Annotated in this window: 13 protein-coding genes and 1 rRNA gene (1 of these 14 only partly in view); all 14 read left to right on the forward strand. The window is 39.6% G+C overall.

Translation table 11 applies throughout. The features are described 5' to 3' along the window. The first annotated feature begins 113 nt into the window (after positions 1 to 113). Complete coding sequence (locus IGJ01_RS07805) at positions 114 to 1,049, forward strand: YitT family protein (RefSeq protein ID WP_005236241.1); 936 nt, start codon at positions 114 to 116, stop codon at positions 1,047 to 1,049. 74 nt (positions 1,050 to 1,123) lie between these two features. Then, positions 1,124 to 1,453 carry a metal-sulfur cluster assembly factor gene (locus IGJ01_RS07810; RefSeq protein ID WP_005231940.1) on the forward strand — a complete coding sequence of 110 codons (330 nt, stop codon included), beginning with the start codon at positions 1,124 to 1,126 and terminating at the stop codon, positions 1,451 to 1,453. A 756-nt stretch (positions 1,454 to 2,209) separates the two neighbouring features. After that, the gene (locus IGJ01_RS07815; protein WP_005236239.1) at positions 2,210 to 2,527 is read left to right on the forward strand and encodes a DUF2500 domain-containing protein; all 318 of its coding nucleotides are present in this window, start codon (positions 2,210 to 2,212) and stop codon (positions 2,525 to 2,527) included. Positions 2,528 to 3,065: 538 nt separating this feature from the next. Then, complete coding sequence (locus tag IGJ01_RS07820; RefSeq protein WP_034878878.1) at positions 3,066 to 4,139, forward strand: alcohol dehydrogenase catalytic domain-containing protein; 1,074 nt, start codon at positions 3,066 to 3,068, stop codon at positions 4,137 to 4,139. Positions 4,140 to 4,163: 24 nt separating this feature from the next. Beyond that, positions 4,164 to 4,466: a PTS sugar transporter subunit IIB gene (locus IGJ01_RS07825; RefSeq protein WP_430601597.1), complete on the forward strand. Its 303-nt coding sequence runs from the start codon at positions 4,164 to 4,166 to the stop codon at positions 4,464 to 4,466. Positions 4,467 to 4,468: 2 nt separating this feature from the next. Continuing rightward, the gene (locus tag IGJ01_RS07830) at positions 4,469 to 5,725 is read left to right on the forward strand and encodes a PTS transporter subunit IIC (RefSeq protein ID WP_005236230.1); all 1,257 of its coding nucleotides are present in this window, start codon (positions 4,469 to 4,471) and stop codon (positions 5,723 to 5,725) included. 62 nt (positions 5,726 to 5,787) lie between these two features. Then, positions 5,788 to 6,228, forward strand: coding sequence for a PTS sugar transporter subunit IIA (locus IGJ01_RS07835; RefSeq protein WP_005236228.1), 441 nt, complete (start codon positions 5,788 to 5,790; stop codon positions 6,226 to 6,228). A gap of 11 nt (positions 6,229 to 6,239) precedes the next feature. Further along, positions 6,240 to 8,162 carry a BglG family transcription antiterminator gene (locus IGJ01_RS07840; protein WP_430601598.1) on the forward strand — a complete coding sequence of 641 codons (1,923 nt, stop codon included), beginning with the start codon at positions 6,240 to 6,242 and terminating at the stop codon, positions 8,160 to 8,162. Next, positions 8,128 to 8,787, forward strand: a complete 660-nt coding sequence (locus tag IGJ01_RS07845; RefSeq protein ID WP_430601599.1) for a class II aldolase/adducin family protein — start codon at positions 8,128 to 8,130, stop codon at positions 8,785 to 8,787. The genes IGJ01_RS07840 and IGJ01_RS07845 overlap by 35 nt, the downstream gene beginning before the upstream one ends. A gap of 17 nt (positions 8,788 to 8,804) precedes the next feature. Then, the gene (locus tag IGJ01_RS07850) at positions 8,805 to 9,845 is read left to right on the forward strand and encodes a galactitol-1-phosphate 5-dehydrogenase (RefSeq protein ID WP_201689251.1); all 1,041 of its coding nucleotides are present in this window, start codon (positions 8,805 to 8,807) and stop codon (positions 9,843 to 9,845) included. 205 nt (positions 9,846 to 10,050) lie between these two features. Beyond that, complete coding sequence (locus IGJ01_RS07855; protein WP_430601600.1) at positions 10,051 to 10,989, forward strand: dihydroorotate oxidase; 939 nt, start codon at positions 10,051 to 10,053, stop codon at positions 10,987 to 10,989. A 57-nt stretch (positions 10,990 to 11,046) separates the two neighbouring features. Further along, positions 11,047 to 11,568, forward strand: coding sequence for a GNAT family N-acetyltransferase (locus IGJ01_RS07860; protein ID WP_430601601.1), 522 nt, complete (start codon positions 11,047 to 11,049; stop codon positions 11,566 to 11,568). A 138-nt stretch (positions 11,569 to 11,706) separates the two neighbouring features. After that, positions 11,707 to 11,892 carry a hypothetical protein gene (locus tag IGJ01_RS07865; RefSeq protein ID WP_005236216.1) on the forward strand — a complete coding sequence of 62 codons (186 nt, stop codon included), beginning with the start codon at positions 11,707 to 11,709 and terminating at the stop codon, positions 11,890 to 11,892. A 542-nt stretch (positions 11,893 to 12,434) separates the two neighbouring features. Next, positions 12,435 to 13,959, forward strand: a 16S ribosomal RNA gene (locus tag IGJ01_RS07870) (it continues 35 nt past the right edge of the window).

Here is a 13,959-nt window from a genome sequence, read left to right on the forward strand (position 1 = left end):
TGGAGGCGAACGATGCGGGAATCAAAAGTAAATTTTTGCAAATAATTGTTTCATTTTTTCACACAAACTGCTATTCTTTGGAAGGAGATTTTTAGTGAAGGAGCTAGATCATTGTGAGTAAGTTATTAACGAAGCACGAACAATCAGAACGATTGAAAAAAATAGGGGTTATTTTGCTGTCAGGTATCACCGCAGCCATTGCTTTAAATTTCTTTTTGATTCCCGCAAACGTTCTTTCTGCTGGGATGAACGGGGTCGCCCAATTGATCGTGGCACTTGCCTTGGAACATTTTGGCGTTCACCTTAGTACAGGGCTGTTTATTTTCCTCTTAAACTTGCCTATCTTTGTTCTCGGGTTCATCAAACTCGGGAAATCATCGACACTATTGAGCTTTATCAATGTCGTTGTCGTTTCTGTCTTAACGATAATCCTTCCACAAGGAGCAATCACTGACAATATTTTGGTTAACGCTTTGCTCGGTGGCGTACTGTTAGGCGTCGGCGTTGCGTTTTCACTGAAAATGGGTTTTACCACCGGCGGAATGGATATCCTTTCGTTGATATTATCAAAAACGACTGGAAAAACGGTCGGTAAATATATGTTTATTTTAAACGGCATCATTGTCATGGTCTCAGGTTTCGTCTTTTCTTGGGAAAGTGCCTTGTACACGATCATTTCGATTTTCGCAATGAGCTACGTGGTGGACATGCTGCACACAAGTCATCAAAAGGTAACGGCGATGATTATTACGACCAATGCGGAAGCTGTTGGGAAAAATATTTCTAAGCATGTGTTTCGCGGCATGACTTTGTTCCCCTCAGTCGGAGGCTATTCAGGCGTACCGGGCAATATGATCATGATGGTCGTGACCCGCTACGAGATCTACGATTTAGAACAAGCCGTTTTAGAAGCAGACGGCAATGCGTTTATTAACTTTGTGCCGACCCAATCGATCACAGGTCGTTTTGCGACAGATGATGAACAACGGACCTTTAAAACGACGGGGGTCTTCCCAGAACTGAAAATACACAAGAAAAGCCGTCCATAATCAAGGATCGTCCATTTACAAATCTTGCAAAAGAAGGTATTATTTGAAACAAGAATTAAAGGAGGTCTTCAACCGTGGCATATACTGAAGTAGAAGCAGAAGCAATCAAAGAGCGTGTCTTGGCTGCCTTGGAAACCGTGATTGACCCTGAGTTGGGGATTGATATAGTGAATCTAGGCTTAGTTTATGAAGTCGAATTTGATGCAGAAACAGGCAATACCGTAATCAAAATGACCTTAACAACAATGGGCTGTCCCTTAGCCGACGTATTGACTGAATCGATACACGAAGCATTAAGCGATATTCCAGAAGTCAAAAATCCAGAAGTAAAACTAGTCTGGTATCCCGCTTGGACGACTGATAAAATGAGTCGTTATGCACGGATTGCTTTGGGGATTCGTTAAGGATTTTCAATCATACAATTGTGTTTCATATTTGTTAACTAGTTGGAACAAGCTGTTTTCTTAGGTGGTGGACAGTTGGCAAAATGAGAAAATAAACACAGAACTCTTTTATTAACTTTGAAAATAGTTGGTAGAAGAGTTTTTTTTAGAATACTTTATTAAATAAACAATTACTTGGTGAAAAAGTTAAGCTTTTTTACTAAAAGCATTAAGGAATACAAGATATTTTAGAACCTGAAAGCTCAGCTTATTTTCCATTCATGTGACAACTGAAAGTGAGTTAGTATTTAACTTTACCGAAATAGTAATACTTTCAATAAACCTTCAATCATTTTGACAAAAAGAGAGCATAGATTAAATTCTTATTCATCCACATTGATAACCTTATGGTGCATCCGAGAAAACATGTCTAAATAAAAGTAACTGAATTTAGTCAGAGACTTTGGGATACGATGGTTTTTCCTAAAGGAGTCAATGTAGAAAGAAAAAGGATGATTCTAGAAATGCTTTTTCAAAGGTCACGTTATATCATCCTTTCAAATGACTCTTGGCTAACAAATATACAAATGTATTGTATGCAACAATCCATACATGAAAACGATAGCCCAGTTACAGTTTCGGTCAATCATTTAGCAAGTAACATATTTTATTAGAGTTTCGAGATTAATTAATTGAATTAATGTATAATTATAGTTAAGTTGTAAAAATGATTTGCTTGATTCCCTTGATCATAAAAAACAAAAAGGAGTGTGTTTTGTGGATTTTCTGTTTACTTTATTTGCTTTTATTTTCGTCGCAGTTATCTTATATCATATTGTCGAATTCTTAAAGGATCAATCTACGCCAGAAGTGTCAATACTTGCCACGCTAGTTGACAAACGAATGACAAGTAGCACGAATATTGCTGCAAACGGCTTTACGAATCAATCCATTACCTATTATCTTTTATTTGAAATCGCAAGTGGCGAAAGATTAGAATTTAAAGTAGGGTATGGAAAATACAAATTATACGTCATCGGAGATACTGGAGTATTGAGGTATCAAAGAAAAAGGTTTAATTCACTTGATAGGTAAAAATTTGTATGTATATAGTATGTGTTTATTCGTTTTCAATTTCAAAAAAAGTTGAACAGTCAATTAAAAAACTCCTATTCAAGTGTCTTATCATTTGAAATGATTTGAATTGTACGCTTTCAATGGAAAACGCAAGTATCATCGAGTAACACTTGAGAATTTATCCTTACTGAGGTCGCATAATTGAAACCAAGACCGAGGAAAGTTTCCTACGAGGAACGGCTCAATTTAGTTCACTCATCCGTTCGAATGGAAGAAGTGATGAGCTACCTATAGTTTTAAATACTCATAAATAGAATAGTTTGCTTCACCAAAACCTCTTGGCTCATTGCTAAGAGGTTTTTTTGTTTTTACGTGGCTTCAAAATAATTCCAAGAAGGAAAAATCGTTCTTGGTTTTTCACAAACATTTTCTCATTCAAGTAACAAATATAGAACTTGAAATGCAAAAAGTGTTACTTGTGAGGTACATCCGACGCACCTTACAATGAACATGTAAAATAAGAAAGAATGAATGGAGTTGAACGTTTGTGAAAAAAATGAAGGCTGCGTTGATGTATGGACCAGGAGATATTCGCTATGAACAAGTAGAGCGACCCTGCTGTCCAGAAGGAGGTTTTCTATTGAAGGTTAAGGCAGTTGGTCTGTGCGGCTCTGATATTCGCAATTTGCTGACCGATTCAAAAGCGGGGCGCTACCCTCATATTTATGGACACGAAATCGTTGGTGAGATCGTCGAAATTGATGAAAATGTGACGAAGTATCAAAGAGGGCAGATGGTTTATGTATACCCTATGGCTCATTGCCTACGTTGCGAAAATTGTCGTAATGGGAAGCACGAATGTTGTACGGAAGCTGAAAGTTACACCGATCTTCAAGGCGGTTTTGCAGAGTATATAGCATATAGTGCAACAAGAGTAGAACGAGGAGCGATTTTTGAAGTGCCAGAAGGACGAGAGCCTATCGCGGCAACATTAGCTGAACCCTTATCCTCCACTTATGCATGCATGGAGAATATTCAGGTTTCGTTAGGCGATTCGGTCGTCATTATTGGTGCAGGTCCAATTGGGGTCTTTTTAGCGATTCTAGCAAGGATTCGCGGAGCAAGCAAGGTAATCGTGATTGATAAAAATGCTGACAGACTAGCTCTTATGGAAGCGTTTAATGTAGATCATAGGATCGATTCTTCCAAAGAAGATCCTGTAGAAAAGGTGAAAGAGTATACGAATGGACATGGCGCACATAAAGTGATTTCAGCTAATCCATCAATAGAAGCACAGCAACAAAGTATTTTTATGGCTAAAAAATGTGGAATTGTCGTCTTTTTTGGTGGTGTAGCAAAGAATCAATTAACGCCTATAGATACGAATGCAGTTCATTATAACAATCTCTGGATTTATGGTCATTATGGTGCAAATAGTATTCAAGTCGAAAAATCTTTCCATTTATCCTTATCTGATCAGTTTCCTGCTGAAAAAATTATTTCTCATGTTTTGCCTTTAGCTGACATCAATCAGGCCATCGAATTGACGAGAGAAGGGAAGGCGTTAAAAGTCGTTTTACTACCAGAAGAAGAGTATAAAATTCATTCTTTATTGAAATCTCAAAAATAGAGTAAGGAAAGGAGGAGAAAGAAAATGAATAAAAAAATTGAGATCTATATTGCTTGTGGTAGTGGGATCGCCACGTCCACGGTTGTTCAAGAGAAAGTCAAACAAATCTTAGCTCAGAGCAACATTCAGGCTTCCATCACCAAAGGGAATATTAATCAAATTCCCTTAAAAGCAGAAACAGTGGATTTAATCTTGGTGACTACTCGATATGTCAAGCCAGTAAAAGTACCGATTCTTCCTGCTTTCAGTTTGATATCGGGAATCAACGAAGAGCAGACCGCGCAGAAAATCGTTGAAGAGTGCCATCGAATTATTAAAGGGGGATAAAAATGGAAGCTGTATTATCAGTTATTCAAAACATCATGGATATGGGGGCATCGGTTATGCTACCCGTTGTCATTTTTATTTTAAGCTGTGTCTTTAGGATGAAAATTGGCAAAGCACTTAAAACTGGGCTTTTAGTCGGCATCGGCTTTCAAGGGTTGGGGCTTGTTGTAGGACTCCTGGGTACTTCCTTGCAACCAGCCATCGATTATTATCAGGAAATGGGATCAGGATATACCACGATGGATGTTGGCTGGGCTGCTGTGGGAGCGGCGTCGTGGTCAGTACCTTTTGCAGCGATTGCTATTTTGATGATCGTAGGATTAAATGTATTGTTTATTCTTTTGAAATGGACAACGGTTATGAATGTCGACATTTGGAACTATATTCATTTTTTGATTCCTGGAGCATTAGCGTATGCCTTGTTTGATAGTTTTTGGCTAGGTTTGACTGTTACGGTTGGCTTATCAATTGTCACTTTATTCGTGGCTCAGTGGTTTGCTCCTAGATGGGAGGCGTATTACGGACTGGAAGGCACGACTTGTACGACATTTTCATTTATTACTTTCGCTTATCCTTTTGGACTATTAGTAAATAAACTGATTGATCTGATTCCTGGTCTTAACAAAATCGATATCAGTTTGGAAAAAGTCGAAAGTAAAATTGGTTTTTTTGGAGATCCAGCAGTTATCGGTTTGTTGGTCGGAACTTTTCTAGGCGTATTGACACGCCAAGAATTTACGGTAGCGATTTCTATGGGGGTGGGAGTTTCGGCGGTGCTAGTACTGATACCCAAAATGGTCTCTGTTATGATGGAAGGCTTGACTGCGATCGGGGAAGCTGCCAAAGAATTTATGAAGAAACATATTGGCGAAGGGAAAAAATTATATATCGGCATGGACATTGCTCTTGGTCTTGGAGATCCGACAGCGATCACAACGACAGTGATTCTGATTCCGATAGCAATATTCTTAGCATTTATTATCCCTGGTATGCATTATTTTCCAGTTGGTGTTTTAACAGTAATCGTATATATGATTCCACTACTAGCATTAGCATCAAATGGCAATCTTTTTCGAACGCTTGTCACTGGCTTTTTCTTCTTAGTTATCGTTCTAATTGGAACAAACACCTTTGCACCTGAAGCAACCGAAATGATGAATGCGACCGGTGTACCTGTGGAAGGGGTTGTGACAGATAGTTTCTGGGGCTACAATTTAGCAAATATTATAATCAGCTTATTTCATCGAATCGTTGGGTAATTGACCAAATGAATAAACGAATTGTTGACAAAATAAATGGCTTAGTGGGAGAGAAATAGTGTATGAAATTTAAAGCAATCGAATTGAATGAGCGCTCCAATATAGAAGTGATTAAACAATGCGGACTTGAACTGCTAAACGAAGGGCTCGTCGGGAATAGTTTTATCGAGTCTTGTATCGAACGCGAACATCATTTTCCTACTGGTCTGCCAGTTGACCCGCCAGTTGCGATTCCGCATACCTTTGATCTCTCTGTAAAAGAATCTTCTGTCTGTTACGCAAGACTAAAAAAGCCTGTGACTTTTAAACAGATGGATACGCAAGTAGATGACTTAGCAGTCGAACATGTATTTTGCATGGCACTAAAAGATGAGCATACCTATATTGAATTTCTTAAAAAATTGATTTTAAGCATCCAATCTCGAAATTTTATTGTTCAATTAAGCAAGTGTGAACCTGAAAAACTTGTTGATTTTCTAAGAGAGAATTTGTCTATTCATTAAGGAGGAGTGCTGTGAGGAAAATTACTGCTGAAATCATCTATCTCCTACTATATAACAAAATAACGAAAATTAGATTGGAGCAACTTTATAAAAACTTGAATCTCTCGCCAAAGAAATTCACGAGTGAAATCAAAGTCTTGAACTCGTTTCTAAATACTCACGATATGCCGCAAGTGAAAATTGAAAGCGGATACTTACAGGTTCCTGATGAACTAGATTTGTCAGAAGCTTATCAGCTTGTTTTAGAATTGTCCCCTTACGACTATTCCTTGAATCCTGATGAAAGACGCACATTACTTCTGATCAATTTATTGATAACAGAAGATGTTCTTACGATGGATCATTTTGCTGATTTGTTTTACGTCAGTCGATTAACAATCATCCGCGATATCAATACGTTGAAAAAACAAGAAGTGATCATGAGTAAATATATCGAAACGCTTAGGGGCGAAGGGGTTATCCTTAAGATGAATCAATCGGAGAAAAGAGAGTATTTGTTTACATTGTTTTTAGAAAATATAGACGCAAAGGGATACATCAATTATGTCGGGATGCAAATCCTTCGGGCATTTGACGGGTCAATGGAGTATTTAGACTTTCTGGGATTCATTTTTAACGAGTTAAAGTATGCAGAAAAGTATCAGCAGTTTGATCTTTTCGTCTATATTTTTATCGTTATCAATATGCCCCGCAAAGAACAAGGTGAATCTCCCAAATTTGTCGTTATGTCGGAAAACCTGAGCATACTCATCGATCAAATTGAAAAAAGATTTGATCGAACGATCTCTTTCGAAGACAAACAGGCAATAGCAGAATTTTGTCATTTGAAAAAGCGAAAAAATGTGAAGGATGCTGAATTGTATAATTTGGTCATCTATTTTCTGAATAAAATTGATGAAGATTTAGGGACGACTCTAAAGTACGAATTTGACTTAATTTCTGATCTATACAATCACTTACAAATTATTGAAGAAGAGAACATTATTTTGGATATTGAAAATATCGGTCTTTTGCGGCATCAGTTTATGGATATTATCGTAGCTGTAAGGGCTAATAGTGGTGTCATTGAAAACTACCTGTCCCGATCCTTCAATGAATCATTTATTACTACGATCGCTATTCATATCGCAACTGCCTTAACCCGACAAGAATATAAGATGAGCAAAATCGATATCTGGATCGTGTGTGAAAATTTATCGATAGCGAAAATGATTGCTATGAAAATTAGTCGATACAAGCAGTTCAAAATTATGAATGTGTTAACACTTGCTACTTATCGTAAGATGTGCTTCCGTCAAAAAGCCAATCGTTTAATCTTAACTGCTGATCCTTTGCCTTTTTTGGAAGAGGATGTTTTAAGGATAACACCTTTTGTGGCTCAAGAAGATATCCAAAATATAGTAAAGACGGTTGACCGTTTGTTTACGATTAATGAAGAAGAGACTGAAGAAAAATTTGATCAATTTGTCCAACAACCACAAAGAAAATTGCATGATTACTTGTTAAATTCGCATGTTATCAGAATCGACCAAAAATGTTCTTGGGAGCATTCTTTACGCTTAGTAGGGAAAGTGTTGACACAAAACGAGTGTATTGAGCAGAGCTATGTAGAAGAAGTCGTTGAAAATGTGAAACAAAATGGACCTTATATCGTAATAAGTGAAGGTGTTGCTTTAGCTCATGCGAACAATCGGGGAAATGTCCACCGTAGCACGATTAGCCTCTTGACGAATAAACAAAAAATCTCTTACGGATCTGAGGATTATTTTCAAGTGACTTATGTTTTCTTCGTCGCTCTTGTAAGAAGTGAAGAATATTTAGAAATTGTTGAAGATATTATGTTTCTTGGGAAATATGGATTAATTGAAAAATATTTACGTTTTAGACAGGAGGAAGCCGATGGATTATTTAGAAGAAAGGAAATTCATATGTAAGATTGCCAAATCTTTATTTGACAGGAAGCTAACGGATGCTGCTGGTGGCAATATCTCTATAAAAGTTTCAGAAGATCATTTCTTGATGACACCTACTTTGGCATCTGTTCAGTATCTTTGGGAATTAGAGGCAGCGCAAATTCTTTTGGTAGATAAGAAACTATCCCTCATCGAAGGCACTGGTCGCTTGACCAGGGAAATCAATATGCATATGAGTTTTTATCACTCAGATCCACGGATCAAAGCAGTGATTCATGCTCATCCATTAAATTTGATGGTTTACAGTTGTATAGGGACTGATATGCCCATCGTCTGTGAAAACCTTCGTTTCGGACCGGATGCGATCCGTTGTTTGGATTATGCACCTGCAACAACTGAAAAGTTAGCACACTTGGTTGGTGACTACTCTCAAAACATGGTGACAAATGAAGAAAAACTACCTTATGGAATGTTATTGCGAGAACATGGGGTAATTGTCGGAGCCACTAATTTGGCTTTTGCAAATGATTATCTGGAAAGACTAGAAACAAATGCTTATGTGCATTTACATTCGCAAGCGCTTCTCCAGCAGGGCTATGAATATTATACTGACAAAACAAACGTTGCCTATGAATCCCATGAATGAAGATTGGAGGAGAGTGGATGAGGGCTGGTTTCTTAATTGGACTGAATGAATTTGAGATTCGAGAAATGGATGTTCCACAATGCCATCAGAATGAAGTGATTGTAAAAGTAGAAGCTTCAGGAATCTGTGGGTCAGATATCCACAAAATGAGTAAAGGCTGGAAATACCAGTTACCCATGATCATGGGGCACGAGATGGCTGGGACTATTGTAAAAGTTGGTCGTTCTGTTCATCATTTAAAAAAAGACGATCGGGTCGCTGTTGTCCCGTTTATTCCTTGTCGTAACTGTGCATACTGTGCTATCGGGAAGTATCAATTATGTACGGACTATATCATGATGGGATCGCAACGGTTTGGGGGATTTGCAGAGTACGTATCCGTGCCAGCGAGCAATATCGTGAAAATAGGGACTAAGTTGTCTTTTGAAGAAGCGGCCATGATTGAGCCTCTTGCTGTCTCAGCGCATGGTGTTTATGGAATCGAACCTAAAGTGGGCGATGTCGTTGCAGTTTTTGGGTTAGGAACGATTGGATTGCTGACGATCCAATGGTTAAAAATTGCGGGTGTGAAAACGATCATTGGCATTGATATTCAATCAGAGAAACTGGAACAAGCAATAGATTTAGGTGTCACCGATACGATTAATCCTAGTCTTCAAGATCTTGAAACAGAGATCTCCCGAATAACGGATGGTTTAGGCGTGGATATTGCAATGGAATGTGCAGGTACTAAAATAACCGAAGAGCAATGTCTCTTAGTGACAAAAAAAGGCGGGAAAATTGGATTTCAAGGGATCGCTTATTCTGATGTTTTGATTAGACAACGGGCATTTGAAAAAATCTTTCGCAGTGAATTAACCATTAAGGGTTTTTGGAATAGTTATTCTGCGCCTTTCCCAGGTAAAGAATGGTTTGATTCAATCACCTTTTTAGAAAGCGGACGCTTGAGTGTCAGTCATATGATTTCCCATCGCTTTCCATTAGAGGATCTTCAAAGAGCATTTGATTTAGCGGTAAATAGAAGTGAAAGCTTTAATAAAATCATGATCATGCTCTAAAAAACATTTGAGTACAATATAAACAGATTGTTTTCAAAACCATATTTATTCAGCAAGTTTTAACAAGCTGTATGGATATGGTTTTTTTGATTTGCTACAGTGATTACAGAGGTTGCTCCTTCTAAAACCTGTCCCACTCAAAGACATCGTTGCATTTTCAGAAATGAAACGGTAAACTAGTTGAAAAGATTGGAGGAATGAATCAATGTTAGCTACGAATTTTGGGAAATATACATATAAAAATCCGTTTATGAACGCCTCAGGAGTCCATTGTATGACGATCGAGGAATTAGATGAATTAGCGGCATCAGCAGCTGGGGCATTTGTCACGAAGAGTGCAACGCTAGAAGCACGTGCGGGAAATCCAGAACCACGTTATACCGATTTACCGTTAGGAAGCATCAATTCGATGGGATTACCAAATCTAGGGGTGGACTACTACTTAGACTATGCTATCAAAAAACAGCAGGAAATGACCCAGCAAGCGCCCTTCTTTTTCTCTGTCGCTGGTATGAGCGTGGCTGAAAACATTGAGTTATTGAAGAAAATCCAAGAAAGTGATTTTGAAGGAATCACAGAGTTAAATCTTTCTTGTCCAAACGTGCCAGGAAAACCCCAAGTTGCCTATGATTTTCCTTTGACCGATCAAATTCTGGAAACAGTCTTTGGTTTTTTCACAAAACCTTTAGGTGTCAAATTGCCGCCATACTTTGATTTGGCGCACTTTGATGAGATGGCTAAGATATTGAACAAGTATCCGTTAACTTATATCAATTCAATCAATAGTATTGGGAATGCTTTATTCATTGATCCTGCTACTGACTCAGTAGTTATCAAACCAAAAGATGGTTTTGGCGGTTTGGGAGGCGAATATGTGAAACCAACGGCATTAGCCAATGTGCGGGCTTTCTATACACGTCTCAAGCCAGGAATCAAAATTATCGGTACTGGTGGGATTCGTAATGGTCAAGATGCGTACGAACATTTGTTATGTGGCGCTTCTATGTTGCAGATCGGCACAGAGCTGCAAAAAGAAGGACCGGTGATCTTTGAACGATTGACGAAAGAATTAGCAGCGATCATGAAAGAAAAAGGGTATCAATCAATCAGTGAGTTCCAGGGGAAATTAAAAACGATTGATTAAGAACGACTTTGAATGCTTTACTATCCGCTTCTTTTTATAGAAGAAAGGTGGTTTTTAATGGAGAAGTTTCGTAAAACAACGGAGGATGATCTGGTTGAGTTGATGGCGCTTTTTGAAGAAGGCATTGCTTTCTTAAAAGCACAAGGATCTCCGCAATGGCAAGATGGGTACGGTCCTAAAGAAAATCAAATCAAAGCAGATATTGCCAATGGTGAAAGCTATGTGTTGGTGAAAGATGGAAAAATCGCAGCGTCTGCAGCGTTGGTTTGTGGTGATGATCCTGTCTACAACGCAATTACCGGCGCAGGGTGGGATGGAAACGGTCCATATCTATCCATTCATCGCGTCGTTGTCAGTTCTCATTTTAAAGGGCAAAAGTTAAGCGCCAAATTGCTGCAAGCTCTTGAAGTGGTTGCATTAGAGCAAGGAATCGTTGATTTACGTATCGATACGTATAAAGCTAATATTGGTATGCAAAAGAATATTCAAGCAGCTGGCTATCAATACAAAGGAGAGGTAACATTCCCTTTTCCGAACGGAGAGCGATTGGCTTTTCAAAAACGTTTGACCGCAAGCTAAGCATTCTATTCCATTAGTGTCACTTGGCTGAATTAATGGAATAGTTGTGTCAAAGTGAATTTTTGGTATGAAAATGCGGATAATGGTTGTCAGAATCCTTTCGGCTTGCTAAGATAAGCACGTAAAGGACGGTGCCAAATGAAGAAAAGAATCAAAAAGAAAAAAGCTTATAAAAAATATATCCATGATATTTTTGCGGGTTATGAAGAAATGCTTGAGAATCCAGCGATCAATGAGAAGAAGTTTTCTTATCTGAAAGAAGAAACAACCTTAAAACGAGACGATCAAAATCAGATCCGTTTTCGTACGATCGATATTGATTAAACTACCTATTTTGGGTAGTTTTTTTGTTTATCTCGACTTAGTTGAAAATATTTCAGAAAAAAGCTTGCTCTTTCATTCTTAGAATGATAAAGTATTCAACGTTGGCAATTGAGCCAGCGGGTCAAAAAAGCTTTTGAAAAAACTTCAAAAAAGACTTGACCAAAAATGAAACAGATGATATTATAACAAAGTCGCAATAATAAAACAGTTAATCGATGTTGATAAATCAACAAAATTAATTGGAAAAAGTTGTTGACAAATAACAAAACGTTTGTTATTCTAATGAAGTCGCTGAGACAGCCGCTGCGAAGTTGAAAAACAACGAGCGAAAAAAACTTTAAAAAAAGAGTTGACAATCAATTGTTGCTCTGATATGATATAAAAGTTGCTAACACAGCACGGTAGACCTTTGAAAACTGAACAAAGCAAGCAAACGAACCAATGTGTAGGACGTTTCAATTTATTGAAACAAATACATGCAAGCAATAGCTAGCAAAGTTAATTTTTATGAGCTTAATGACCGTATGGTCATTCAAACAAATCATTATGAGAGTTTGATCCTGGCTCAGGACGAACGCTGGCGGCGTGCCTAATACATGCAAGTCGAACGCTTTTTCTTTCACCGGAGCTTGCTCCACCGAAAGAAAAAGAGTGGCGAACGGGTGAGTAACACGTGGGTAACCTGCCCATCAGAAGGGGATAACACTTGGAAACAGGTGCTAATACCGTATAACACTATTTTCCGCATGGAAGAAAGTTGAAAGGCGCTTTTGCGTCACTGATGGATGGACCCGCGGTGCATTAGCTAGTTGGTGAGGTAACGGCTCACCAAGGCAACGATGCATAGCCGACCTGAGAGGGTGATCGGCCACACTGGGACTGAGACACGGCCCAGACTCCTACGGGAGGCAGCAGTAGGGAATCTTCGGCAATGGACGAAAGTCTGACCGAGCAACGCCGCGTGAGTGAAGAAGGTTTTCGGATCGTAAAACTCTGTTGTTAGAGAAGAACAAGGATGAGAGTAGAACGTTCATCCCTTGACGGTATCTAACCAGAAAGCCACGGCTAACTACGTGCCAGCAGCCGCGGTAATACGTAGGTGGCAAGCGTTGTCCGGATTTATTGGGCGTAAAGCGAGCGCAGGCGGTTTCTTAAGTCTGATGTGAAAGCCCCCGGCTCAACCGGGGAGGGTCATTGGAAACTGGGAGACTTGAGTGCAGAAGAGGAGAGTGGAATTCCATGTGTAGCGGTGAAATGCGTAGATATATGGAGGAACACCAGTGGCGAAGGCGGCTCTCTGGTCTGTAACTGACGCTGAGGCTCGAAAGCGTGGGGAGCGAACAGGATTAGATACCCTGGTAGTCCACGCCGTAAACGATGAGTGCTAAGTGTTGGAGGGTTTCCGCCCTTCAGTGCTGCAGCAAACGCATTAAGCACTCCGCCTGGGGAGTACGACCGCAAGGTTGAAACTCAAAGGAATTGACGGGGGCCCGCACAAGCGGTGGAGCATGTGGTTTAATTCGAAGCAACGCGAAGAACCTTACCAGGTCTTGACATCCTTTGACCACTCTAGAGATAGAGCTTCCCCTTCGGGGGCAAAGTGACAGGTGGTGCATGGTTGTCGTCAGCTCGTGTCGTGAGATGTTGGGTTAAGTCCCGCAACGAGCGCAACCCTTATTGTTAGTTGCCATCATTTAGTTGGGCACTCTAGCGAGACTGCCGGTGACAAACCGGAGGAAGGTGGGGATGACGTCAAATCATCATGCCCCTTATGACCTGGGCTACACACGTGCTACAATGGGAAGTACAACGAGTTGCGAAGTCGCGAGGCTAAGCTAATCTCTTAAAGCTTCTCTCAGTTCGGATTGTAGGCTGCAACTCGCCTACATGAAGCCGGAATCGCTAGTAATCGCGGATCAGCACGCCGCGGTGAATACGTTCCCGGGCCTTGTACACACCGCCCGTCACACCACGAGAGTTTGTAACACCCGAAGTCGGTGAGGTAACCTTTTTGGAGCCAGCCGCCTAAGGTGGGATAGATGATTGGGGTGAAGTCGTAACAAGGTA

It is taken from the genome of Enterococcus sp. AZ089 (assembly GCF_050547225.1).
GTDB lineage: Bacteria > Bacillota > Bacilli > Lactobacillales > Enterococcaceae > Enterococcus_D > Enterococcus_D entomosocium.